The following is a 25,235-nucleotide window of genomic DNA, read 5'->3' as shown; positions in this document are numbered from 1 at the left end:
AGGTGTTGCACTTGAATTGTAAACTGGGGTATAGATATTTTCTTATTTAATTTTGAATTAATCAAGGCTTATTTCTTTATAAGAGGAGTAAATTAACCAATAAAAATTATTTTAGATATGAAATGACAATTTTATATGAAACAAAAAAATACGACCCAACACAGAAATGTGCGGTCGTATTTTTGCAACTAATCAAAAATTAGTTAAGCTTTTCTTTACTTACAACATTAAGATCTTTGTCCAAGTCATAAACAACTGGTTCACCAGTAGTCATTTCAACATCCATGATGTCAGCATCACTGATGTTTTCAATATACTTAGTCAAAGCACGTAGTGAGTTACCATGAGCAGCGATGATAACGTTCTTGCCATCAAGTAGCTTAGGAGCGATTTCATCTTCCCAGAATGGAATTACACGTTCCAAAGTAACTTTAAGGTTTTCGCCACCAGGAATGATTCTTGGGTCCAAGTTTGCGTAACGACGATCGTTAGCAGCTGAACCTTCATCAGTAGCTTTCAATAGTGGAGGTAATGTATCGTATGAACGTCTCCAGATATGAACTTGTTCATCACCATATTTTTCAGCTGTTTCAGCTTTGTTAAGACCTTGAAGTGCACCGTAGTGACGTTCGTTAAGTCTCCATGTCTTTGTTTCAGGAATCCACAATTGGTCACAGCCTTCAAGAGCATAGTGCAATGTCTTGATAGCACGTGTCAATACTGAAGTATAAGCTTGATCAAATTGGATACCAGATTCTTTAAGAAGTTTACCAGCATTTTGTGCTTGCTTAACGCCTTCTTCACTTAAGTCAACATCAACCCAACCAGTAAATTGGTTTGATAAATTCCATTCACTTTGTCCGTGACGAATGAAAACTAATTTTGCCATTAATATGATCCTCTTTTCATTTCTTTAACAATATGTATTTTACACGATTTTGGCAATAAAAAAAAGAGAGTGCCACTTAATTTACATTAAATCTCTGTAAATAAAATGGCGTTTTCTCTCTTTTAATTTTTTATTCTTTATAAATTGGTGTATCGATATCTTTTAAGGTTGTGATATCAAGTTTATTCTTCGAATTCTTATTCAAATAAGTATTAACTTGATCTGAGCCAGCCAAAACGGCATTAACTTTATCTTTGCCTTCGATCAAATCAGAAACGACTTCAGCATTTTCACTCTGCTTCATAACGATTGGAATGACTTCAAAACCATTGTCTCTAAGGCTCAATAGTTTCTTATAATATTCAGAATTAATTGAAACAAAAATCGTAGCATTAGTTTGTTTCAATGCTTGGTTCTTCAACCACCAAATAATAAGATCTTCATCGCTATCAAAGGTACTGATCAAGACGTTGCCTTCACTAAAGAGCTGAATATAAGGCTCATCAGCGGTGTAACTCTTAATCAAGACTAATGTTCCATCTTGACGATAGAAGTTCTCACGCACTACTTTATTAGCATTGCGGTGATCGTAAAATTGAGTAGCTGAGATAACTCCATTCACGTCGAAGATATCGCGACTCAACAAATTACTATCTTTGTAATGACGAATAATTTGCAATTGATGATTCATATTACGAGAAACTTCCATTACTAGCTTATCGTTGGCATCCAAAATCTTATCAACTTTATCGCTAACGTGTTGAACTCGATAGTCTGCATCAAATGGAATCTCGGCTGGCGTAACTGGTGTATTTAAGTTACGTCCTTGCAATTCATTATACATATTGATTAAAAAGGCATTGTCATCGACAAAACCAGCATTTTGATAATTCAACCAAGTTTGGTCAACGTCATCGTTATAAGTAACTGTAATTGCATTAGCTAACAGACCTTTATCGGCTAAAGTTCTTGTCAATTGTTGCCACATCTTGCTGACATCGCCATCAGGATTAACAGCTAAATCATCTGCAAAAACATAATAATCGCTATTTTGATCCATGTAAATCTCATTAGCCATCTCATCCGTACCGAACCATTCCTTCAAAGAAGCATTGATTTCAGTGATACGGTCACTAGCTTGTTTGCGTTCATCAATTTGATCGCTAGCAGCATTACGTAAAACATGATTGCAATAACTACGATCGGCTAACAATTGACTTCTCAATTGTGCTTTTAAATCAGCACTTTGATCTAAAGTATTTTGCAAATCTTGTTCAGTATATTGCCACTCCTCATTGCCATCCATTGGTTGCTGTGGGGCTGCGGCAGGTCCTTGTGGTTGCACTGGTTGCTGTGCTTGATTTTGGTCAAAATAAAAATTACCATTGTCATTATTAAAATCTTGGTTATTTGGTGCAAACTGTGTTCCCATCCCCGCTGGAGCATCATTGAATTGGCTCTGTGCTTGATCAAAATTATTTTGATCTGGTTGTGGATTTTGATAAGAAGAATTGTTTAGATCAGAATAATTATCATCGTTATCTTTCTTTTTTCTATCGAAAAATGACATAATTTAATCTCCCATCTACGTCAGATGACTAACATTTAACTTCATTATATATAATAAGTATACCTTAATCTCAATTATAACGATTTCTTTAAATTTATTCTTGGTTTTTTGTCACCTTTTTTTATTGAATGTACTCCTAGAATATCAAGGAAGAAAACGAAAATTGGAATACCAATGATCAATCCCCAAGTCCCTAACAATTCCTCAGACACAATCAAAACTACAAACGTAAAGAAGATTGGCAAATGAGTCATGCTGGACATAAACTGCGGATTCAAGAAATACGTTTCAATCAAGTGAATAACAACAATCATTATTACAATGTAGATAACATAGCGAATACCACCTACTGAATAAGCAACGAAACTCAATGGTATCAAGGATATAATAACTCCAGCAACTGGAATTAATGATAGTAAGAAGACCATCACAGCCAAAGCAAGCACGCCAGGCATCTTCATAAATAACAAAGTAATAGTTGTCAAAGCTGTATTAACTACAGCAATCATCAATTGAGCTTCCAAAACAACTCCAAAAGTATTTACAAATTTCTTTCCATAATAGAATAAATCAGAGAAAATCCAACTGTAGTTACTCTTCAAAAATTGACGACCAAAGGAATTCATCTGTTCGACCTGACTCGTATAGAAAAAACTTAATAAAAACGAGATCACAATATTAAAGCCAATAGCACCTACGCTACTAATATAGTTAACTACTTGAGTGATAGCACCTTTGATTTGATTATCAAGGTTAATCTGCTGCAAGTAATTATAAACAACGTTCAAATATGGATTAGAGCGAACTTCTTTGCTCTCATAAAATTTCTGCAATGACTTGAACATTTTAACGGTCTGGGTGATCAATTGGGGCACATAATTAGTAATCACAAAAATCAATAACGCGATAATGATTAAATATATTGGCGTTATAATCCAGATCGGCTTTATTTTAGGAAACTTCTTTTGGACAGCTCGAACAAATTGAACTGACAAAAAGGTAAAAATAAACGTCAACAAGAAAAGACTCATCATACTACGGAATAAGTAAAATAGAGCTATTACTATCAGTAGCAAAATGAATCTTCGCAAACGTTTATTTTCAACAAACTTATCGTATAAACTCATATAAAACTCCTTACAAATACATACTTAGTGAAAACAATATATCCATTCCCAAAATTGTTATTAAAGAATAGCGATGATACCAAATGATTGCTGTGAATTCTCGAAACATTGCTGGCCACTTTAACATTTTAACAGTCTTTGCAGCCGCAAAATTAACTCTTAAGCCTAATCGCTTCGCTTGAACCTTGGTTCGTGGAATGTGGTAGTCACTGGTTACTATGATAACTCTTGGACGGAACTTTTCTTGCCAAATCTTATGAATCTTTATTGCGGAAAACTCTAAATTTTGAATTGTATTCACTGACTTATTTTCAACCACAATCATTTCTTTAGGAATTCCTCGTTCCAAAAGGTACTCTCTCATTAATTCAGATTCAGTTTTAGCATTTTTTTGACTCTTGCCTCCACTGACAATAATTTGTGGTTTTTCTACAAAATCACTGTATAGTTCAATCGCTTTATCTAAGCGTCCTGCTAGAATCGGCTGGATTCGATTGCCCATACACTTATTTCCCAATACTAATAAAAAATCGGTACCTTTCATTGATTGCAAATTTTTCAAATCTCGATCCATCTGCCACATATATGCCAGCATCACGATCAAGAAAATCAAATTGATTGTCGCAAAACCAAATGTATAAGCTCGTACGAATTTATTCAAAGTAAATTTAGAAATCAGATAAAAAATGGTGACTGTAAAAAGCGATAAACTAATCGCTCCCATTGGATGACGACTATAAACAAATCTAATTCTGTAAATAATTGTTGCTTCAATAATTGTAACTACCACCATCAATATAAAATTCATATTCCCCTCCAACAATTAATTCAAACTGAATTTTAATTTAGGTACAGTAAGTGGAAAATCTTTAACCATTGTCCAGGTTACAGTTGTTGAATCCTTATCCGGCTGTCTTAATAGGAACAATTTATTATCTAAAGAACCATAAATTAATAATTTTCCTTTAGTTGTGGTTACAGCTGGTCCCTTTTCAGAGTTAACTGAAGGCGATACCAGAAAGACATACTGCATCGATGGTTGCTTAGCGCCACTAACACTAATTCCTTGATAATCGCTGGGTTCAATATTAGTAATTAACGCCTACATTGCCGACTTTGTTCTTATGATTATCTGAGATAGCCCCCACTAATTGCATCAGATCAGCATTAGAAGACAATGGTTCAGCCTTATACTTATTATAATAATCTTTCGTTTGAGTAATGGCATCTTTTAAGCCTGTTTGGGCGACATCAGATTTGGTCAATAAAGTAGCTTTAGTATTGCTTTGACCATCTTTTACTCGCACAGTATAGTCGCTAGAATAAAGATATAGTTGATCATTATCTTTTTCTACTCTAATATTTGCCCGATCAATTTGGTTGCCAGTAGCTTTAGAATTAACCTTTAGGTTGACACTCTTAGGCAAAAGTCGTTCTTGGTTTTGACCATGATAATAATAATTAATAGTTAACAGATTTTTCGGAGTTAAATATATTTTGCCATATAAATTCTGAACGTTTCCTGATTCAATTGAAGTCATCATTACAACTTTACTATCAGTATCATCTGATAGTTTCTGGGCCGAATGTTCCGTCAAAGTTATCTGATAAGTTCCGTCTTCATTGATGGTTAAGTTTCCATCGGTTCGACGATAATTAATAATAGTCGAAAAGTCATAATTGCCGGCTAAAGTACTGTCATTTAATTTCTTGCTGCCCACAGTAACATCTAAAACATGGTCCATTATTTGATTTGAAGCAATCGATTGAGACTTCTGCTTCTGCGATTTAGAAATATTAGACTGTTTATCACGTTTAGTTATATAAGCAAACTTATAGGTCTGTCCCCCAGATTCAACATAATAGCCCTTCATATGTTTACCATAAACATTCTCGTGATAACTCTTAATTATTTTAATAACTAAGTTATTTTTAGCTGTTTTAAAGGTTATCGTCTTTCCATCTCGCCCTAAAACATATTGTGGATTATCGAACTGACTGTTAAAACGATTAATTCCCACTTTGCCATCAATAGTCGAGATATCCTTAACCTCTGCACGCTGATTCTTTAAAAATTTAATTGAAACCGTATCATTTTCCCCTTGATCTTGATACAAAAACCAAGTTTTGTTAGACGATACTACGTTTGCATTATCCTTAGGTTTGCATCCAACTAACATTACAGCAAAAAGAAACAGCATACTCAGAACAATATAGAATTTTTCCCCCATATTAATCCGGCCTTTCTTTATCGATATTATACAACTTACAGCATATCCATTAATGAATAATGATAGCAAAAAAAGACCCGCTTTTCAGCGCGTCTTTAGTAATAATCTGTTATAAAAACCGGGTTATTCTATTGCAAAAAATTAAAAGCCTTTATTATTAGCCAATAACATAGCTTGAATCAACCCATTCGTTTGTAGCAACTCGACGATATGTAACGCCGTCATAAGATTTAACTTGATCAGTGTACCATGGTGTATTATTTGCCAAAGCACGGTTAGTAATCTTCTTAACACTACCATCATCTTGGAAAGCAACTAGCGGTACATAACTTCCGTTAGCATTGTTAACTTTGATAACATTTGTATCATTAACGCCTGCACCACTGTTGTTGTTGTCAGTATTAGTGTTGCCGCTGTTTGTATTACCCTTTAATTGATTGTAATACTTACCAACTAGATCATAGAATTGATCCATGCTGTAACCCCATGTTGCAAAGTAGCCAACTGGATCAGTGTGAGTTGTTTCGCCCCACTTCTTTGAAACGTCATTATGTGACAAGACAGTTGTACCAGGTGTAAATGGCAAGTTGTATTGAACTAACTTAGAAGCTGTGTAATATGCTTGGTTAGCAACTGATCTAGCAAAAGCATCAGTTGAACTTACTTCACACAATTCAACTTGGATAAACTTAGCGTTAGCTGTAGGACCAGCACCCCAAACTGTATAGTCAGTATTCTTAATGTTTAAAATTTCTTTGTCATCGACAAAAGCATGAACATATGTATAAATGTTTGACCACTCACGGTTGAAATAAGTAGCCTCGTTTTGTGCTGTAGCACCAGGAGTAGCTGTTTCGTGAATAACAACACCCTCTGGCTTACCAACACCATTTTCATAACCGTTCCAGTAACTAAATGTACCTTCTTGGTTAGTAATTGAAACTGGTTGAATATTATTATTATTAATGTAATCGTTAATTGCTGATGTAGCAGCTTGAGCTGTTTGAACGTGTGCGCCTAATTGTGGAGCAACTTGTCCAATAGTTGTAAACCCTATACTAGCTAAAGCAACAGAAGTTGCCATAGTAGTCATAATCTTCTTAGATACCATTATAAATATTTCCTTCCCACTGTTAATTTCCTTAACGTTATAAATTATAACAACTTTCTTGACAAATTTGATAAAAGTAATAAGCCTGTAACGAGATAGTAAAATTTAACAAGTGCTCATATGTTTAATTTTAGTTAAAAGCTTACTGCGACAGTATCTTAAACTTCTAGACGTATGGTTATAACGTTGCGCTAATATTACTAAAGGCTGTCCTTCAATGAAATGTTCTTGCAATATAGCTCGTTCCAAATAGGACAATTCCGATAACTTTAAAAAATCCAAATTTACTATTGATTTCTCTTCCGGAATCCGCTGAAAATCAAACTCTTCTAAACTATGAAAGTCATAATACTTTTTTTCACGTCGCAGCATGTCTGTTAACCGCCAAGTCAGTTTTTGATAAACATAACTATTAAATTTAGTTAGATCCTTTTTGCTTTGGCAATATTTATCATACGTTTCTGCATACAAAATCATTGCCTCCTGAAAATAATCATCATAATCCACTCGAGTCGTATAAATATGAACTCGTTTTAAAACGCCATGGATCAAACGTTGATTTTTAAGAGCATTTTGAAAGCCAGGTTCGAGATTATTCATATTGTGAGTTCCCTTATTTTACTCACAAGCGCTTGTGGTGTTATTAATATAACTAATTAAGTTCTGTAATATTAATTGCCAAAAGCCTCTCAAAATATTGCAATTATCAGTCTCTGATTTCAGAGCAAATAAAAAACGCCCTTAAATGACGTTTTCAAAACTGTTTTAGTAAATTCTTTTAAGTCTAGCTAAATGATGACTATAATATTTAACCAATTCTATTTTTTCTATCATTTCAATTCCTAAATTCAAAAGCAAATGTTCAGTCATAGCTAACACCATAAAATTAATATCTTGGGATTTGGTGCGCATTTCTAAATGTTTATCGCATTCACATTTTTCATAAGTTCTAAAAAGGCCCAACTCCTGAGGTTTAGTAACATTGCAATTGCCAATTTTTATTAGAGCTTCCATCAATAAAAAACTAGACTCATTCAATAAAGACACGTCGTGCATCCGCTTCTCAAAATTTCCCTTAGTAAAATCAACTTGAAAATAATCTCCACCAACTGTTACTACATGAAGGATTTTATCAATTACTTCGGCTCTTTTTACTAAGTGTGGAGCTATCCAATCAGTATTTTGTCTACTATTTCCATTAACAGGCATATAAACCAAGTAAGCATGCGTAAAGGGAATATAGCGAGTAACTCTAAATATTTTCGCCAATGACTTGGACATGAAAAAACCTAATCCATTAATTCTATATATTTCATTCATCAATTGTTTAGTCGTTCTTGCTTCAATTATGACACCATGCAATTCGTGTAAAATAATCGTTTGTACATCCTTGATTCTATACTTCGATACATCAAACATTGCAATAACACTATCATCCATTTCAAAATCTTCATTTCGGTAAAGACTATGGTAACCATCGTTCAATAAATACTCTTTAGATATCTCTAAATTTCTGTATTGATTAAATTTAATTGTGATGTACCTCCAAGAATCGAATTTTAAATCTAAAAACTTGCTCAAAATATAGCATACGATTCAATTATTAAGATACAAAAAAATTAAATATTTACAAACTTTGCGCGTAATTTACGTTGCTAACTAGTTATTTTCTGTAATACAAAACATAATAAACATCTGGACCATTTGCTGCCACTGATTCCATTCGATAGTTAGCAAACAAAGACTTACGTATATGCGGATCGATCACGGCAGACACCTGTTGTTTGACTGTACCAATGTTATTGGCTTGAACTCCAGGAACGCTGACAATTACAAAGTCGACTTTTTTATGAACCAAATAATCATTAAAGGAATGATACATTTGTGGCAATTCTTCATAATTCATGTTTAGTTTCTGCCAATATCTAGTACTTGGCAAAATATCAGCCGCTAAAAGGAAGCCTTTATCCAAATCATTAACCATTAAAAGTGATGGCTGATGATTTTTTGTTTTTTTATCTCTAATAATATTGCCAAATTTTCTTTGAGCCAAATTCGATTCATAGCTGTAAGATGTGCCGTCCCCTTTGACTATCAATTGCTGCAAATCAAAATTGTTAGCAAATGGAATTGCAATCAAACATGTCACTATCAAAAGGTTGAACGATATTTTATTTAAACTATTCATTTTAGGGATTTGAAATTGGAGCAAACGCAATAGCGCTATCGTTAAAAAAGGCATCCAGATCAATACATAATAATAATTAACCCGATGTTGCAAAGCAACAAATAATACCGCTCCCAAAAACATGGAAATTTCTATTGCTACAGGTTTATTATCATGAATTGCCTTAATCCATCCAGCTATAATAATTAAAATTGTTACAGCAAAAACTCGAAATTCTTTACCAATTAAGAATAATAAACTCCAAATTTTGGATAACGTCGACTGATTAGTTTGACCGTAAGAATTAATATTTTGAACAAAATAGATCTGAAATAGATTAGCCAAACTGTGTTGAATCGCATAGTATGCCAAAAAGACTGCAGAAATAACTAAAAATCCTAAAACGGCAGCGACTATAACTTTTAGTAATTTTTTAAACTGTTTCTGATACAAAAATATTCCTGCTACCCAGAGGAAAAAGACTGCATATGAGCCTACCATTGAAAACTTATTCCAAAAAATCAAACTTAAATTAATGCCTAATAAAAAATAAGTTTTCAAAGGTATGTCTGTAACGTCCTGTTTATAGCGATTCAATATGTATAGCAAGTACAAAACCGAAGTAAAGGCAAATTCTTCTGGCGCTCCTCCGAAACTAAACGCTGAAGTTGCTATCAAAGCTAACGGTCCTAATATAGCGGCCCATTGCGGCTCTACTGACGCTAGTTTAAATTCCTTAGCAATCTTCAAGGATAGCCAATAAATGATACTAACGTTAAGTAATTGCATTATAAAGACACCTAAAAAACTAGTTTGTTTAATAGCTGCTCCAATAGCAAATATCAAATATAGAAATGGCCCTCGCTGATCGATCACATCTCGATAAGGTACCAATCCGTGCAGCACCGACTTGCCCATCGTTAACATAGCATTGCTGTCGACCCAAGGATTAGTTCTGAACAAAACTGAAGATCCCATTATAAAAAAACACACTAAGAAAACAATCAAAAGCGGCAATACACATTTTTTTAAAAGTGTTTTATCTAATTTCATTTATCCACCTAAATATACAAAAGACACCAATCCCCTTAGAATTGATGTCCTCATCTTTTTTATTAGATTAATCAGCATTATAAATGCAATACTTGCCATTGACCCAACCGGCATTAACTTTATACCATGTTTGACCATCGACAATCTGTTTAGACGTTACTCGCCAAGTCGTTCCATCGGCTAAACGCGTTCCAGTAAACTTATTGTTTGTAGCTGGACTGTTATAAACATTTACTCCATAACCAGGAATGTAATTGATCTTAACCATTCCTTCAACAGAAGTAACATAATTAGAACCCTTTACTTCAACATCATTAGCGTTGATCCATTGATCAGTTGCCACACGGTACCAAACAGAGCCGTCAGCATGAACAGACTTCTGGTCAATCTTCCAATCAGTACCATTTGCCAAACTGACAGCTAAGACATTGTGTTTAGAATCGTAAGCTCTGGCACTTGGAGTAGCTATCACGTGAACAATATCGGGATAGGATGAAATCTGATCCTTCTTGTATTCATCATTAGCTACTTGTGACTTCAACGTTACATCGTTTGCCAAAATATAAGAGTCATTACCAACAAAGTAGAAAGTATTCCCCTCATCATCAACCACATAGGCCGTAGTAATCCATGCGGATTGATATGGTAAAACTCGATCCGTTGCTGATTTAGTATTGGCAGCCTTATATACTCTAGAGCCGGCGCTATTAATTACAATTGCCGTATCAGCAATCTTAATTTGTGGGTTCGATTTTTCAGAATCTAATTGCACATCGCTTGCTTTAACATATTCATTCGAAGCAACTTGATAATAGACCGTGCCATCTGCTGCCACAACTTTAGAAGAAACATGCCATTTAGTTCCATTAGCCAAAGCACGGTTTGCCGCAATCTGGTTGGGATTAGCATTAATATAAATTGCTGCAGTATCTTTAGTTACTGTAGCTGTATCTTCTATCGTTGTCTGTGTTCCATTTACTGAATTATCGCCAGTACCATTCGTATTGGCTTCGTTATCATATTGTGTCAAATTATAAGTCTCGATTATATTATTCAATGTTGAGGCATAAATAGGACTTGTAGCATAACGACCTTGCAACCACGCAGTAGCATCTTTATACGAAGAAGCATTTTCCTTCCATGTATCCTTGTAATAGTCAGAAGCTCCGCTGATACCATTTCTCAATAAATTACCATTGTCAGCAAATGACTCATAAGGACTAGGATATTTTCTAAAATTAGCATAAATCGTATAGTAGCCCTTATCAGCACTCCATTCAGATGTAGGCATACTAACGTATGATCCATTATAGTCGCCTTTAACACCAAAATAATTATTAGCTTGTGTTGATAAAGTTGAACTTCCCCAAGCACTTTCAACAATTGCCTGAGCCATCATTACAGATGCATAGACATTATACTTTGCAGCTGCCTGTTGTGCGGTAGGTCCTATTTTAGCCATAAAAGCTTGTTGCTGTGTTTGACTAGCACCAGAACTAGCTGACTGCGTTAAAGCAGCCACAGCACTGGCAGGCAAAACACTATTAGTTCCTGAATCAGTTTCATTTGCCTCAATGGCGTCAGCTGCATCCTCATTGATTGGAGCCCCTTGTTGATCCATAACACTGGCAACATTCGGGTCCTTACTATCAGTTGACTGTTGATCTTGATTATCGTGATTCCCATCATCAGTCGTAGCTGCAGCTTTCACTGGAGAAGCATTCGAAGATACACCAACTGCTGCTAGAAAACTAGCCAAAGCAGTAGAGGCAACCCATTTCTTATTCATAATTGTCTCCCTCCAATTAAAAATATAACTAAGAGTAGACTACTATGTAAATGGCTCTCCATCAATAAAACCTTAAGAAATCTAACAATTTTTAAACATTTTTTGCCAAATTTAAACTATTTATAATATTATTCATTCATGTCAACGTAAGTAACGTACTCAGCTTCGATCCATTCGCCATCTTCAGCAATACGATACAAAACCTTGCCATCGTCGCCAGTACCTTTAGCATCTGTATACCAAGCTGATTCGCCTTTGACATATTTATCTTGCAACATTTTACGGTTAACTTCATAAGAATCAAACAAGAAGACGACATAACGAGCGTCTTGGTTAACCTTGACAATACCATGTACATTTTCAAGCATTGTAATACCACCTTTTAAGTTAATACTGTTTTTATTATACCTTAAATGGTATAAAAAAAGGCACCTACAACGCAAGCACCTTTAATTATTAAATTTATTTTTTTAAATATTCTTTCCAATAAGTCGGATTCTGTTGATTCATCAAATCATTAGACCAGACGAACTTTTGATATGGAACATGCTTAGTTAATTCTTTTTTACCAGTATAAAAGCCTATATTATTTACACGTTTCAAATTAGCTTGATTATTAGCATACATCATGTATTGATACCAAGCTCCCATACCTATCAACGCCAAGAAAAGTAGCCCCGTAAGCCAGTTCTTTAATCTGACCTGTGAAATCGCCGTGACTACAAACTTCATAGCAATTAAATACATAAAGACATAGGTTAGGAAATTTTCTCGACAATTTATTGGTGCTGAAACAAATAACAATTGCCCCATTAAAACACCGGTTAATATGTAATAAAGCCACATTTTGACATCCATTTTGAAAAATAGAAAAATACAATAGCCAATAAAAATTACAAAGATCAAACTAATTGCACCATCCCAATATGCCAGACGCGTGTTAATGACATTATAGCCATACATATAGTTCATAGGTATCCGCTGCAAGTAATAATTAATCCATGCGTAATATGCTATAAACAGCACCGATACAAAGATTAAGCTGGTCTTTTTGATCCATGAAAAATCACTCTTAATTGTCAAAATAATAATTGCTAAAAGAATCCCCATTATTAAAGCTACGTTGAAAGTTATCAGCCAAAAATGAGTAATCTTTGCATAAATATCCCAAATCTTCGTAAGATCGAACGTTGTTCCCCGATAAGAACTAGTTTCACGATAACCCGGGTGTGAAAACATCGTTATCGCCGAAACTATTGCCCCAACTAAATAAGTTAAATGATATAATTTGGATTTTTTTCTGAAATAAAGAATCACAAATATTCCTAAAATAATTTGAGCAATAGTTAAAGCCTCGACGAATAAACCACTGGCATAGGCTAAAACTAACGTCAGCAATGCTACATAAGGACTAAAATTTTTATATCGTCCACGATCCACTATCAAGATGTATATCAAAATCAGAGCTATCGACGGTACATAGTTAATAAAACCCGCATTCCAAGCTAAAATATTATTGATGAATCCATCTTGTAAAGTAAAGACAAACAGGCATGAAACAATTAATGAAGCAATACTTTTACCTATAAGTTTCCACATAACTCAAACTAGCAATGTCCAAAATATTCCATACATCAACATGGCAAACCACAAATGATGCATTGTTAAAATTTCTAAAGTATTTCCCAAATAGCGGCCATTACTGCTGCCGCCATAAATTGTTTGTGATCCATAAAACATATGATGGATTAAATAGTTTCCTTGTTTTCCGCCCCAAAAATAATCATCCCCCGATGGTATGATTAAATATCTAAATACCCCAAAATACATAAATGAAACGACAAACATCAACAGTACAAATAATTTCTTAAAACGGTTGAGGTCAATCTTCAATTTATTTATCATAACCTTTTTAGTTTGCACTAATATTCGTTTAATCACAAGATGTTTTGTTTTTGAAGGATGCCATCTTCCACTGCGCTAGGAATGGTCTGGAACGTAGTGGGCGGACTTGGAGCCTCTTGGCAACGCCAACAGTCTTCAAGCTCCACCTTTATCTAAGTGTGTTCCACACTAAGATAAATATCACTACTGAGACCATCCTAGCTCCGTTCCAGATTAGTTTATTAGTTGGTATCTTTAGTAGCAATAATCAAATTTCAATCTACAAAAAAGAACCAATGACATAATATAAAAAGTCATTGGTTCTTCTAGCATTTTAAATATAAAATCATACAACAGTTACACTAGCCTGGAGCAAAAATTGAAATTGGCTCAGCTGTGAGATTATTCTTAGCAATTTATTGCTTAGAATAAGGCCGAGCTTGGAAATTATGCGAAGCATAAGTTTCAAGTCGTGCCCACAGCGTTCCAGCCAAATTTCAATTTTTGTGGAAGGCGGCAGATTTACAACAACAATTTTTTTACCACTGGAATCTTGCTTAGAACAAAAATAATTATTAAGGATGCTAATGTGGCAAAGAAAAATGTCTCTAAATAATGGTTTACTCCGACCATCTTTTGAACTACGCCAATACTCAATCCGTGCACTAGATAAACGCCATAGGTTAATGGAGCAATTATTTCAACTAATCGAATGAACCAATTATGATAGCGACCTTCAAATGATTTCAACAACAAAAAGACGCTAGCAGCAATCACTGGGACATTAATTACTGAAATGACACTTAGCAGTTTCCAAGCTGGTTTTAAACTGAAGAAACCAATCAAAACATTAATTTCTAACAAAACTAAAGCTATAATCAACAGCCACAAAGGATTGCTTTTCTGATGCTTTGTCTGGGTTAAACGATATCCTAAAATGAAATACCCTAAACTGTTAGAAAAGACCACTTTACCAACTGTATAGCCATCAAAATACATACTTAAATTCTTAGGCAATCCGGCAACTAAAGCTGGCAAAAATATGCTGATGATCATCCACAGAACTAATAGATAATCCATCAATCTAGTATCCATGTTTTCCACCATAGCTTTCAGTAATGGTGAAAATAGATACAAGGAAACTAACGGATAAATGAACCAATAAGCTATCAAAACTGGTTGATGATACATTAATAAAATACTGTGGAAGAAATCATGATATGTAAAAACGCCATCAATTTTTCTGGCGCCATAAGCACTGATAATCGACCAGAGAATAAATGGCACTATCACTCTGATCAAACGATGACTAAATAGATATGATAGATCTTTTGTTTTCCGACTATTAAGAATTGTTGCACCACTAATCATGAAGAATAACGGCACAGCAATTTCCGTTATAACGACTATGGCATTAGAGATATTCCAGTTCAGCGAATCATCTCTAGTTCCTAATCTGGTGGCACACGAGTGAGCTAAAACCACTAACATCATAGCTACTACTCGAATAACGTCGATATAAATTATTCTTTTTCTTTTCAAAATGTCCCCCAAGAAATACTAATAATTTATATCTTACCACATTGGTTATTGATGAACTTATCATCAAAGTAATGACTGACTAAATACTTAGCTATCCGGTATGTATAGTTAAATAAGTTCACTTTTTATAGTTAATTTATTACTATTTATTTAGTTCGATAACCACTAATTTGATCAACCCGGAAGAACTTGGCTTCCCATTGATTCATTAAAGCTGTTGGTGGCGTATCTAGTGCTATCACACCATAATTGGCATTATATTTGCTCTTGGGCATTGTTATCAAAGGAATTGTTACTTTCTTGGACTTTGATTTCTCAATAATCTGATATTCCGTTTGCATCTGATGATATGTCAAATTGATATCCTGATAAGCGGGAATAAAACTTATTAAGAAACAAATTGAAGCTACAATTGAAACTAGTATCATCGGTTGTCTTTGCTCACTAAATAATGCATAAATAACAATGAATAAGGCAATTCCTAAAAATATTACACCGCCAAAGAAAGTCCTGGCTGGATATTCTGGAGAGAAGGCCATCGAATAAACCGCGGCCAAATGACCGATTACAAAGAAAATCACTGCCCAAACACCATTCATACTTAATTTGCGGAAAAATATGGCTGTTCCTAACAAAATCAGCAGTAGCAAATATAACCAGATCCACTGGTCTATCGTCATCTTAAAGATACCGGCTATATTAGTTTGAACCAAACCCCAAGTTCGATGAATATTCCCTCGAGCCTGCGAACCTGGCGATAACATCATTGTCATAAAACCAAAACCACTGGCTACTACACTGATAATAGAAATTACGTTAATCTTCTGTTCTTGAATAAATCGCTTAATCATAAATAACAGAACAATCAAAACAGCTGCAGGTCCAGAATTCTCATTGGTTGCCCCAGCCAAAAAGCCTAGTACCACAGCACTAATAATATTAGTTAAATCAGTTGAACGATTTTTGAAATTGAAAAAAATAAAGCCTAAATAAATAATACTCATCCACAGATAATTGCCAGACCCCGATAACCACAATACAGACTGTCCAAAATATGGCAAATAGAACCACGTGAAGACAAATATCAGTGGCAAAATAAACGGATTATGACTCTTGCCTGAAAAATGTCTTCCGAATTTATCAATTAAAAGAATCATTGCTAGATAAATCAAGCTGCTACAAATATCAAAGGGAACTTTAGAATTAAATTGCATAAAATATTGCACAATAGAATGTGCCACAAATCGACCATTCCAAACCATATAATGATTCCACATTGAATAAGGAATTAGCCAAGTTTTAATCCGTTCTGGATGGGCAATAGCCGTTGGCGATGGTGACTGGTAAACAAAGCGATAGACATAATCATCGGCAACATATAAAGTTTTGAGATTAAGCAGCAACATAATCAAAAAAATCACTGTTAAAATACCCAAAGACCAAGAATGCTTTTTTATTTTTAAATACAAGTCCCTGATGATAATCCCTCCTATTAAGAACCCAAAACTCTTATTATTAAATTATAATTCATTCCTACATTAAACGCAGTTTTTTCTTATATCACTTTTATTTTCTATGTTTTTACTTTTTTTTGCATATTTAGCGCTATTATTCACAGAAGCTTAGTATAATAGCTGTGATATATATTTTCTAGGTAAAGGGTGTTAACTACATGAAATCATTTATTTTAAAGAATAAATATTTAAAAATAACTATCATAACAATTCTTACCGCAATTCTTTTCGCTACTGTAAGTTTTTTAGCATTATATCAAACTGAATTTTCGCATCACGCAATCTGGAGCTTTTTGGGACCAAGCGATAATCGATTCCATATGATGCGAATTGATGGTTTATATCAGTCGATGCTGCATCACGATTTTTTCCCGGTTATTAATATGTCGTTTATGAAGGGCTTTGGATATGTCTCTAATATCTTTTATTCGGACTTCTTAATCTATCCGGCGGCAATTCTACGCTTGATGGGCTATTCAACCGCCCAAAGTCTTATTCGATACTACTTAATGTTAAACTTTTTGACCTTCGCAGTTTCATTTCTCTGTTTCTACAAGGTTCAAAAAAAGTATTGGAACAGTTTAGTCTTCAGTTTTGTTTACACATTAGGCAGCTATCGTTTACATGATATGTTATTCCGTCATGATATCGGTGAATTAGGAGCTTTTCTATTTTTGCCAATTGCTGTATTAGGTATTTATGAAATCTTTTATGGAGAACGCAAGAAAAATTGGCTCTATCTTACCTTTGGTATGACCGGAATTATTTATTCACATGCCATTTCACCAGTCCTTGTTGCTATTTTAATTGTAACCGTGGCCTGTTGCCAGATACCTGAATTGAAAGTTCATCCTAAACGACTGTTGTCATTAATGTGGGCCGCAATCTGTTCAGGTCTCTTGAGCATCGGTTACTTCTTGCCAATGCTGGAACAGTTAAAGCACACAACTTTCTTACTAACTGAAACCAAAGGCATCTTACCCAACGGTGCTGAAAATCTCAGCGACTATTTCACTTGGAGTCTCAATAACGTTATTGAGAGCCCTAATATTGGTTTAATCTTATTGTTGGCCGCAATCTTAGTCTTATTCTTTGCCAATAAGATTGAAAATAAAGCTGTTAAACATTTTGCTATTATCGGAGTTGTTTTATTTATCGTCAGCAGCAAGGTCTTCCCATGGATTATTTTAAATAAAACTCCATTTAAGATGCTGCAATATCCTTGGCGTTTAGATATGCTAGTAACTATTCTCTTAGCCATTTTCATTGCCAGCGATCCCTTAAAATTAATGACCTCACGTACTGCCAAAATCGGGCTAATTTTAGCAACATTACTTCTAGCCGTCTCAGGCAGCTATCGTTTAATCAAAGCCTTTCCCGGCTCTCTAGTACCGTACTCCGAATACAATAAACTGACACCATTTAGTATCGGTGGTGGCCAAGAATACCTTCCCGTCGGCACCAACTTGGATCAATTACAAACCGCCTCTCACAAACCCAAGGTCACTACTGGTAAAGCAAAAATCAGTCATTTCAAACAAGATGGAACACGTTTAAGCTTTGATTTCAAAAAAGCCAAGAATGCTAAAGTCACAGTTCCAGTAATTGCTTATTATGGTTTTGAATCTAAGCAATCGACCGGCAATGTTTCTAAACTTAAAATGAATCATCAAAATAACAACCTAGGACAAGTAACCGTCAATGGCTCCGGTAAAGTAGTAGTTAATTATTACGAAACTACCATTCAAAAAGTTTCCCGACGCTTCTCATTTATTGCTTTAATCGTTATCTTCCTAGCAATGATCTCTAATCAATACGACTTCAAGAAGATCGATTGGAGTAAATTAAAGAAAATCGCTATAAAAGAATAGTAAAAATAGGAATAGTAAAAATAGCTGCGACATAACTTTTTATTAATAGAAATTTGCAGTATAAATGTGTAACAGAACTAAATTTTTTCTGTTTAACGGCAAAAAAGCACAATATTCATAATGCGAATATTGTGCTTTTTTATGTTAATACTCGGAAACTACCCGAGTTCTGTTGCATTCTTTTTCTTAAAATTAACGATTAACAATTTGATTCAACAATAACAACGATGGTCTTATATACATTCCAATAGCCAACTTTTCGACCATACCCTCTTCACCAAAGCCTTCCAATCTATCGATCAAATCGGCAATCAATATTGGCTCATCATTACCGTGTGTCCGAAAATGAGTTAATCCTAATGAGAACGAAACCATTTTTTTAGGATTGAACGATAACTTTCTGGCCGGATTCCCGACCAATACTAGCCATTCTTTAAAATGATTAAATTCTAACTTATCCAAATTAATCTCGCATCGTAAAGTATCGTTAAGATATTCTATCAATTCATACTCCTCTAAAAATGTCATAGCCGCATCCATATACGCCATATCCACTTTATCTAAAGGGCGAAAATCCAATTTATTTGAAGCATTTTCCATAATTATCTCTCCTCTTTTTCTGTTATAAAATAAATTACGCAAAAAAAATTGGGAAATAAAAAAGAATACCGAATTTTTTCGATATTCTTTTCCTAATAATCTATTTAACACCCTTAACTTTTAAAACGTGAGATTTGTAATTGATCTTACCTTTATAAAGTTTGTGTGCTTTTGCATACTTGAAGGCTTTGTTGAAGTCTGCTTTCTTAACCTTGTGAATCTTCTTGAAACTGATATCCAACTTAGTTAATTCTTCAGCACCTTTTTGATCATAACCCATCTTATTAAGTGCGCTACCAGCCATACCATAGCTACCAGCTTTATTAAGTGAACCAATTTCCTTATTGATAACACTGACTAAAATCTTAGTTGACGAGCCATTCTTCTTAGCAAATTTCTTATTAATGATTAAGATATTGCCATTATCGGCACTCATCTTTTGACGGTTAAGAATCTTACCGCCATTAGCCTTAGCACTACTAATTGATGGATCATCCAAGATAGCGGCATCAATACTGCCATCTTTTAAACCACTAATACGATCGGCCTCATTATCAACTTGTTTAACATTGATACTTGAGTATTTCATCTTGTTTTTCTTCAAAACACTTAAAAGATATTGCTTAGAACCATCATTCTTATCAATAGCGATAGTCTTACCCTTGAGACTCTTAATACTCTTGTACTTCTTATTAGCAACTAAACCATAGTAACCCGGTAAAGTACCAACAATCTTCCAATTTGCATTAGCTTTTGATTTTACTAATGAAGCATAGCTAACCAAATCAGTTACGGCAACATTGATCGTTCCATCTTTAATAGCATTATTCAATTCCGTATTTGAATCATAACTAGTTACAGTGGCTGAAACATTGTTCTGTGAAAATGCACCATTAGCATCAGCCATCAAAGTTGGTAAACCAGCAGTATTCTTTAAAGTGCCGATAGCAACCTTGTCGGTTCCTGCAGTACTAGCAGCCTTAGCAGTATTAAGACCAATCAATGGTAATGAACCTAATATTAAAAGAACGGTAGCAATTAAGATACCAATCTTCTTTAAATTACGTGACATAAAAAAGCTCCCTTGTTTTATTGATTACTATTAATTATCATAACGTAATGAGAATTTTTATGCCAGATACTAACCAAATTTTAATTATTTTTGCATAAAAAAAAAGGCTCGTCATAGACGAGTCTTTTTTATTAAACGAAACTTTTAAGCAACTAAATCTTAGTATGCAGTGTAAGTAACGTTTGTACCTTGTAACCATTCACCAGTAGCAACGTGATATACAGTTACGCCATCAGCATTTTTAGCTGACTTGTCTGTGTACCATGAAGTTAAACCAGAAACACCACGGTTTGAGATTTGTTCGCCGTTGTCGGTATACAATGGGTAGTAGTAGCCAGCAGGACCTTTAGTTGTAACTGAACCATTCAAAGCTTTAACGTCTGTGTAAGCACCAGTTGAAGAACCATTGTCGGAACCAGCCTTAGCAAATGTAACATCGTCAGCATCGATCCATTCGCCAGTAGCAACACGGTATTGTTTTACACCGTCTTGGTTTGTACGAACTTTGTCAGTTCTCCAAGGTGTGTTTGCACCTAAAGCACGGTTAGCAATTGTAACGTTGTCATCGTTCTTTAGTGTGTAATACTTGCTTGCAGATTTTGTAGTAACAACACCTGTTGTATCAGTTGTTGTCCAACTAGCAGCTTCTGGTGAACCAGCATTGATTGCACGAACAAATGTTACTGTAGCACCATTGTTTGTGTCACCAGGTGTGATGTAACCATTGTTTGTGTTTGCGTATGAAACACCATTAATAGTATATGAACCATCAGCACTCTTTGATTGGGCTGTTAGATATGTGTCTAATGCGCTACCCTTTGTTGAAGCAACAGTAACACGTTGGTAATATGTAGTGTTAGCTTTGAAAGTATCGCCTGCTTCTAGTGTAGCATCAGCAGTCTTAGCTGAACCTTCAGCACCTTTAAGTGTTGTGAAGTATGATGTAGCAGGTGTTACAGAAGCAACTTCGTCAGTGTTACCAACTAATTCCTTACCGTTTTGATCTTTCAATGAAACGTTAAGTGAACTTTGTAGTTGTGTGTTAGCTGCTTTTGAGCCAGCTGCAACATTGATTGGTGTTGTGTATGTAGCAGTAGCCTTTGTAACAGTTGCTGTAGCAGCAGTCTTAGCATACTTGAAGTTAATTGTCTTTGTACCAGTAACAGGAGCTGCATCAGCTGAAGTCTTGTATGAGTATCCAAATTGAATTTGAACACCGCCACCTAATTGATTTTGCAATCTTGTGTTAACATCATCTTTTGACATTGCACTACTATCAACATTACCGTTTGCATCGATAGCATATGCTTGAACAGAAGTAATCTTTGTATCAGTTGCACTTTCAAAAGCACTGCCATTAATTGGGTTGCTTACTTTTGAACTAGCAATCAATGGATCAGTAGCAACCTTATTAGCTGAAAGTGATTGATTATTACCAACAGATAAATTAAATGCTGGTGTTTCCTTACCTGCACCTGCAGCAAATGTCTTATCAGCAAATTGGTTTAACCAAGCGTTAGCATCTGTGTTATTTGTATAAGTTGCGTCTGCAGCAGCTTTAACAGTAGTTTCTGAAACAGTTGAAACAACAGGAGCAGCAACTGGAGCAACAGCTAGAAGTGTAGCAGCAGCGATTCCTGCGTATTTAATAGATTTTTTCAATGTTAATCCTCCCCTGGACTACAAGAATTATTATTTTAATTGTCAGTGGGCTATCCCACTGACAACCATTATATGAAACTCCGGCTTGTGAATCAACTTAAATTTGAAAAGTCAGTGTTTTTGTAACATTTCTGTATTAAATATCACAGCTTTGTAATATTTAATACCAAAGTATATTAACAACAACTTGTTAGAACCATAATTAATATATTCTGTAGTTAAAAAATGACCTTTATTTTCGTTAACTCAAAAGAACCTACTCTTATTCTATTCTAAATAAGACGTAGGCTCAAGGTTTATACCTTAAATGTTTTAATAATTTTTACTAAAATCTGAAAAGGCTTAGAATACTTTGTTTTCAACACGTTCAATATACTTGGCACCAGTGCTTTCTTGATAAAGTTGAATAGCACCCTTTTTAAATAGTTTACTGGCACTGATTTTGTTCATTGCTTTTTTTACTGTTTCCGGATCTAAGTCGGTTTTAATATAACTCAAAACTAAGTTCTTACTGTGACCATCTGCTGTCTTAAATTTCAATTGTAATCTTTTCATAATTTACGCCCCTATTCTGCATCCATTGTATTGTGTTTGATAACTTCTGTCCCATAAAGTTCATCGCCATCTGATAGTAGAACTAATCCTTGCGTGAAGAGATCAATCTGTTCTTGAGTTGGGTTTTCTACTATATTATTGAAATTAATTGCTCTCTTACCTTTTGGATACTTTTCGTTTGCCATAGTTACGACGATTGCTGTTTTCTTCCACATTGTTAATTACCTCTTTTTTATATTTTGTAAGAACTAAACGGCCGGTTTAAGTAACTTACACAGATAGTAACATTTGAAAGTATCCAAAGCGGAAATCTTTTTTGAAATTTTTCTCAACATGTTATAATTCAACCAGCACTTATATGGAGGAATATGAAATGAAAAAGGCATTATTACTGGTAACAACCGGTCTAGCACTAGTTTTAGCAGGCTGCAGTAATTCTTCATCATCAGCCAAGAGTAGCAGCAATGACAATAATACTTACAATTCAGAAATGACTAAGGGGAACAATGCGGTTGACGACAAGAATTATTCTAAAGCTGCCGATCACTTTGAATCAGCTGTCAAAGCTAAAAAGACAAGTAAGGCTTCGGCTTCAGAAAAACAAGCTAATAATTTAGTAAAGGGTAAAAAATTGATGAATCAACGTCAATTCTCTGATGCTAAATCAGCTTTGAACGCTGCCAAGAATCAAGAAAATGGCAATAGCAAGATGACTAAACGTGCTAAGACGCTTTTGTCACAAGTAAAGAAAATTCAATTGAACCGTAACAATTTTAAGATGGATATCAAAAATGCTAAGTCTTTGATCAAGTCTGGCAATAATGATCAAGCTAGATCATTACTAGAACAAGTAACTAAGTTCAAGGGTGTTAAGGGCAAGTATTACTCAGATCTTTATACGCAAGCTAATACTTTGCTTCAATCATTACCAGAAACATCTGCTAATTCGTCAACTGACACAAATAGCAATACTGACACTAATAATAATAGTAGTAACTCGTCAACTGATACTAACAGTTCTACTTCATCATCCGATGACCAAAGCGACAATCCCGCTGCTAAAGGTGATTTCGATGTTGAAAAGAAAGAAGTTGGCGGCAAGGCTATCACTGATCAAGATATTGCCAATGCTAGACAACAATTAACTGACCAAGGTGTCAAAACTGTTGGTGCTTGGAGCGATAATGATATCATTCGTGCTATCAAGAATGCTCACGCCGATGGTCGTACAACTATCAAACCTTCTGACGCTAAAGTTAGAAACTAATAATATCAATACAAAAAACAGTGCAATAACTATCTTCAATGATAGTTGCTGCACTGTTTTTTAGTACTAATTATTTTTAAAGCTCTTTTTAACAAACTTTTGATAAAGGTAATCTAATATAAGTGGAACTCCTATAACTATAACTATTCCAAACAATGTTACAAGCCAATGGGTTTGTAAATACCTAAACCAATACTTATTCTCATATATTGTTCCTACGAAAAAAATTATGGCAAAACTTAAAACCAACAAATACCGTGTTGGAAAAGTCGTTTCATAACTTTTCCCAGTTAATTTAGATAAACCCGTCAATAATGCAATAAGAATAAGATAAGTACCAAAAAGAAAAATTGAGCCAAGCATTATCTCGCTTCCAATAACACTTTCACTAGATAAATCGCTAGCCTTACCAAAAACATTTCCCAATAATTGTAATCCACCAAAAGTTGCGAAAGTTATAGAAGTAAAAATTCCCAAGATAGTTACAAAATCTACTGTTAGTTTGTCCATTTTTGACTTCAAACCGCTAGACATTTCGCTAATATCATTAAGATCAGAGGAAGTTTTTTTCAAGCTTGTATTTAAATCATTCAGTTTATTATTCTGCTTATTGTACAGAGAATTAAACTGTTTATCAGCCAAATTTATATGTTCAGTACATTTAAGAAGCACCATATACTTTTCTGGAACATTATCATCTTCGTTACAAGAACTTAAATCATCGTTGATCTTTTTTCTTAATTTCCCGGTAAGCATATCTAATCCATCCTGTGGATTTACGTCGAATACCATTCTTGTTATTTCCGAGTATGGGATAAAGCTTGAACTCATTTTTTCAGCAGATTTCAAAAGCCCTTTAACTCTTGAATTAAACTCCTCGTCATCAGCAGCCGTGGACATTTCTCCACGAGACCAGTCTTTAATAAGTTCTCCTAAATTTTTAATAAATTCGGTAGTGTTATTTTCCTTATTTAAAGATTGATGAATTTCTTTAATTCTCACGCTGGTCATTTCCCACGTTCAATATTTTCTAAGGAATATGGAACGTCACTTCTCCAACCAACAATCTTTTTCATATTGTCTTGCCAGTATTTCTCTTGATGTGATTCATTAACCAGAGTAAAGGGATCTTTTTTCAATTCATTTTCAATAAATGGATTAAGGGCTTTGAGTTCTGGATTTTGACTATGTTTTTCAACAATCGGATCAGATCCATATACTCTATACGTTTCATAAATATCTTTTTCAACTGGTCCATATCTCCAGACTAAAAAAGGACGGTCATACAAACTATCTGCTTGGTTATGGTAGATTGTAAAATTAATCCGAAC

General features: G+C 34.5%; 25 protein-coding genes. 2 read left to right on the top strand and 23 right to left on the bottom strand.

Annotated elements, in window-relative coordinates; all coding sequences use genetic code 11:
* Window positions 1-199 precede the first annotated feature (199 nt).
* From FD26_RS07990 to FD26_RS07915, 16 genes are all read right to left on the bottom strand, one after another.
* Window positions 200-889 (bottom strand): 2,3-diphosphoglycerate-dependent phosphoglycerate mutase, encoded by a 690-nt coding sequence (locus tag FD26_RS07990; RefSeq protein ID WP_057867907.1) that lies wholly within the window; start codon window positions 887-889, stop codon window positions 200-202.
* Between the two features lie 130 nt (window positions 890-1,019).
* Window positions 1,020-2,459 carry a hypothetical protein gene (locus FD26_RS07985; RefSeq protein WP_057867906.1) on the bottom strand — a complete coding sequence of 480 codons (1,440 nt, stop codon included), beginning with the start codon at window positions 2,457-2,459 and terminating at the stop codon, window positions 1,020-1,022.
* A 74-nt stretch (window positions 2,460-2,533) separates the two neighbouring features.
* Entirely contained in the window at window positions 2,534-3,586 is a 1,053-nt protein-coding gene (locus tag FD26_RS07980; protein ID WP_057867905.1) for an AI-2E family transporter, read from the bottom strand.
* A gap of 10 nt (window positions 3,587-3,596) precedes the next feature.
* On the bottom strand, window positions 3,597-4,394 hold the full coding sequence (locus FD26_RS07975) for a YdcF family protein (RefSeq protein WP_057867904.1): 798 nt from the start codon (window positions 4,392-4,394) through the stop codon (window positions 3,597-3,599).
* A 15-nt stretch (window positions 4,395-4,409) separates the two neighbouring features.
* Entirely contained in the window at window positions 4,410-4,619 is a 210-nt protein-coding gene (locus FD26_RS07970; protein ID WP_057867903.1) for a hypothetical protein, read from the bottom strand.
* Window positions 4,620-4,674: 55 nt separating this feature from the next.
* Entirely contained in the window at window positions 4,675-5,817 is a 1,143-nt protein-coding gene (locus FD26_RS07965) for a hypothetical protein (protein WP_057897052.1), read from the bottom strand.
* Window positions 5,818-5,974: 157 nt separating this feature from the next.
* The gene (locus tag FD26_RS07960; RefSeq protein ID WP_057867901.1) at window positions 5,975-6,928 is read right to left on the bottom strand and encodes a peptidoglycan recognition protein family protein; all 954 of its coding nucleotides are present in this window, start codon (window positions 6,926-6,928) and stop codon (window positions 5,975-5,977) included.
* A 105-nt stretch (window positions 6,929-7,033) separates the two neighbouring features.
* On the bottom strand, window positions 7,034-7,528 hold the full coding sequence (locus FD26_RS07955) for a sigma-70 family RNA polymerase sigma factor (RefSeq protein ID WP_057867900.1): 495 nt from the start codon (window positions 7,526-7,528) through the stop codon (window positions 7,034-7,036).
* Between the two features lie 165 nt (window positions 7,529-7,693).
* A complete protein-coding gene (locus tag FD26_RS07950; RefSeq protein WP_057867899.1) occupies window positions 7,694-8,413 on the bottom strand; it encodes a hypothetical protein in 720 nt (239 codons plus the stop codon).
* Between the two features lie 178 nt (window positions 8,414-8,591).
* A complete protein-coding gene (locus tag FD26_RS07945) occupies window positions 8,592-10,148 on the bottom strand; it encodes a hypothetical protein (RefSeq protein WP_057867898.1) in 1,557 nt (518 codons plus the stop codon).
* 67 nt (window positions 10,149-10,215) lie between these two features.
* Window positions 10,216-11,937 carry a glucosaminidase domain-containing protein gene (locus FD26_RS07940; protein ID WP_057867897.1) on the bottom strand — a complete coding sequence of 574 codons (1,722 nt, stop codon included), beginning with the start codon at window positions 11,935-11,937 and terminating at the stop codon, window positions 10,216-10,218.
* Window positions 11,938-12,065: 128 nt separating this feature from the next.
* Window positions 12,066-12,305 carry a hypothetical protein gene (locus FD26_RS07935; protein WP_057867896.1) on the bottom strand — a complete coding sequence of 80 codons (240 nt, stop codon included), beginning with the start codon at window positions 12,303-12,305 and terminating at the stop codon, window positions 12,066-12,068.
* A gap of 94 nt (window positions 12,306-12,399) precedes the next feature.
* The gene (locus FD26_RS07930) at window positions 12,400-13,536 is read right to left on the bottom strand and encodes a DUF6056 family protein (RefSeq protein ID WP_057867895.1); all 1,137 of its coding nucleotides are present in this window, start codon (window positions 13,534-13,536) and stop codon (window positions 12,400-12,402) included.
* 3 nt (window positions 13,537-13,539) lie between these two features.
* Window positions 13,540-13,842, bottom strand: a complete 303-nt coding sequence (locus FD26_RS07925; RefSeq protein ID WP_057867894.1) for a hypothetical protein — start codon at window positions 13,840-13,842, stop codon at window positions 13,540-13,542.
* A 501-nt stretch (window positions 13,843-14,343) separates the two neighbouring features.
* Window positions 14,344-15,363, bottom strand: coding sequence for an acyltransferase (locus FD26_RS07920; RefSeq protein WP_057867893.1), 1,020 nt, complete (start codon window positions 15,361-15,363; stop codon window positions 14,344-14,346).
* 146 nt (window positions 15,364-15,509) lie between these two features.
* Window positions 15,510-16,832, bottom strand: coding sequence for a DUF3329 domain-containing protein (locus tag FD26_RS07915; protein ID WP_057867892.1), 1,323 nt, complete (start codon window positions 16,830-16,832; stop codon window positions 15,510-15,512).
* 203 nt (window positions 16,833-17,035) lie between these two features.
* Between FD26_RS07915 and FD26_RS07910 the strand changes: the two genes are divergently transcribed.
* A complete protein-coding gene (locus tag FD26_RS07910; RefSeq protein WP_057867891.1) occupies window positions 17,036-18,748 on the top strand; it encodes a glycosyltransferase family protein in 1,713 nt (570 codons plus the stop codon).
* A gap of 192 nt (window positions 18,749-18,940) precedes the next feature.
* Here FD26_RS07910 and FD26_RS07905 read toward each other — a convergent pair whose 3' ends face one another.
* The 5 genes from FD26_RS07905 to FD26_RS07885 form a co-directional block, all read right to left on the bottom strand.
* The gene (locus tag FD26_RS07905) at window positions 18,941-19,348 is read right to left on the bottom strand and encodes a hypothetical protein (protein WP_057867890.1); all 408 of its coding nucleotides are present in this window, start codon (window positions 19,346-19,348) and stop codon (window positions 18,941-18,943) included.
* Window positions 19,349-19,448: 100 nt separating this feature from the next.
* Entirely contained in the window at window positions 19,449-20,420 is a 972-nt protein-coding gene (locus FD26_RS07900) for an ABC transporter substrate-binding protein (RefSeq protein WP_057867889.1), read from the bottom strand.
* 159 nt (window positions 20,421-20,579) lie between these two features.
* On the bottom strand, window positions 20,580-22,082 hold the full coding sequence (locus FD26_RS07895; RefSeq protein ID WP_057867888.1) for a hypothetical protein: 1,503 nt from the start codon (window positions 22,080-22,082) through the stop codon (window positions 20,580-20,582).
* A 342-nt stretch (window positions 22,083-22,424) separates the two neighbouring features.
* Window positions 22,425-22,637 (bottom strand): DUF2922 domain-containing protein, encoded by a 213-nt coding sequence (locus tag FD26_RS07890; protein ID WP_057867887.1) that lies wholly within the window; start codon window positions 22,635-22,637, stop codon window positions 22,425-22,427.
* An 11-nt stretch (window positions 22,638-22,648) separates the two neighbouring features.
* Entirely contained in the window at window positions 22,649-22,852 is a 204-nt protein-coding gene (locus tag FD26_RS07885) for a hypothetical protein (protein ID WP_025085391.1), read from the bottom strand.
* A gap of 158 nt (window positions 22,853-23,010) precedes the next feature.
* Between FD26_RS07885 and FD26_RS07880 the strand changes: the two genes are divergently transcribed.
* A complete protein-coding gene (locus FD26_RS07880) occupies window positions 23,011-23,904 on the top strand; it encodes a hypothetical protein (protein ID WP_057867886.1) in 894 nt (297 codons plus the stop codon).
* Window positions 23,905-23,970: 66 nt separating this feature from the next.
* Here FD26_RS07880 and FD26_RS07875 read toward each other — a convergent pair whose 3' ends face one another.
* Window positions 23,971-24,906, bottom strand: a complete 936-nt coding sequence (locus tag FD26_RS07875) for a hypothetical protein (RefSeq protein ID WP_147000167.1) — start codon at window positions 24,904-24,906, stop codon at window positions 23,971-23,973.
* Between the two features lie 5 nt (window positions 24,907-24,911).
* On the bottom strand, window positions 24,912-25,235 hold a 324-nt coding region (locus FD26_RS07870; protein WP_057867884.1), incomplete at its 5' end, for a Panacea domain-containing protein.

The organism is Companilactobacillus crustorum JCM 15951 (assembly GCF_001434585.1).
Lineage (GTDB): Bacteria > Bacillota > Bacilli > Lactobacillales > Lactobacillaceae > Companilactobacillus > Companilactobacillus crustorum.
The sequence above is the reverse complement of the archived record's forward strand: the minus strand, read 5'-3'. Positions and strand labels throughout refer to the sequence as shown.

Coding starts and splice junctions, on each gene's coding strand:
- FD26_RS07990 (WP_057867907.1), bottom strand. CDS start 889: ATGGCAAAATTAGTTTTCATTCGTCACGGACAAAGTGAATGGAATTTA.
- FD26_RS07985 (WP_057867906.1), bottom strand. CDS start 2,459: ATGTCATTTTTCGATAGAAAAAAGAAAGATAACGATGATAATTATTCT.
- FD26_RS07980 (WP_057867905.1), bottom strand. CDS start 3,586: ATGAGTTTATACGATAAGTTTGTTGAAAATAAACGTTTGCGAAGATTC.
- FD26_RS07975 (WP_057867904.1), bottom strand. CDS start 4,394: ATGAATTTTATATTGATGGTGGTAGTTACAATTATTGAAGCAACAATT.
- FD26_RS07970 (WP_057867903.1), bottom strand. CDS start 4,619: ATGCAGTATGTCTTTCTGGTATCGCCTTCAGTTAACTCTGAAAAGGGA.
- FD26_RS07965 (WP_057897052.1), bottom strand. CDS start 5,817: ATGGGGGAAAAATTCTATATTGTTCTGAGTATGCTGTTTCTTTTTGCT.
- FD26_RS07960 (WP_057867901.1), bottom strand. CDS start 6,928: ATGGTATCTAAGAAGATTATGACTACTATGGCAACTTCTGTTGCTTTA.
- FD26_RS07955 (WP_057867900.1), bottom strand. CDS start 7,528: ATGAATAATCTCGAACCTGGCTTTCAAAATGCTCTTAAAAATCAACGT.
- FD26_RS07945 (WP_057867898.1), bottom strand. CDS start 10,148: ATGAAATTAGATAAAACACTTTTAAAAAAATGTGTATTGCCGCTTTTG.
- FD26_RS07940 (WP_057867897.1), bottom strand. CDS start 11,937: ATGAATAAGAAATGGGTTGCCTCTACTGCTTTGGCTAGTTTTCTAGCA.
- FD26_RS07935 (WP_057867896.1), bottom strand. CDS start 12,305: ATGCTTGAAAATGTACATGGTATTGTCAAGGTTAACCAAGACGCTCGT.
- FD26_RS07930 (WP_057867895.1), bottom strand. CDS start 13,536: ATGTGGAAACTTATAGGTAAAAGTATTGCTTCATTAATTGTTTCATGC.
- FD26_RS07925 (WP_057867894.1), bottom strand. CDS start 13,842: ATGATAAATAAATTGAAGATTGACCTCAACCGTTTTAAGAAATTATTT.
- FD26_RS07910 (WP_057867891.1), top strand. CDS start 17,036: ATGAAATCATTTATTTTAAAGAATAAATATTTAAAAATAACTATCATA.
- FD26_RS07905 (WP_057867890.1), bottom strand. CDS start 19,348: ATGGAAAATGCTTCAAATAAATTGGATTTTCGCCCTTTAGATAAAGTG.
- FD26_RS07900 (WP_057867889.1), bottom strand. CDS start 20,420: ATGTCACGTAATTTAAAGAAGATTGGTATCTTAATTGCTACCGTTCTT.
- FD26_RS07890 (WP_057867887.1), bottom strand. CDS start 22,637: ATGAAAAGATTACAATTGAAATTTAAGACAGCAGATGGTCACAGTAAG.
- FD26_RS07885 (WP_025085391.1), bottom strand. CDS start 22,852: ATGTGGAAGAAAACAGCAATCGTCGTAACTATGGCAAACGAAAAGTAT.
- FD26_RS07880 (WP_057867886.1), top strand. CDS start 23,011: ATGAAAAAGGCATTATTACTGGTAACAACCGGTCTAGCACTAGTTTTA.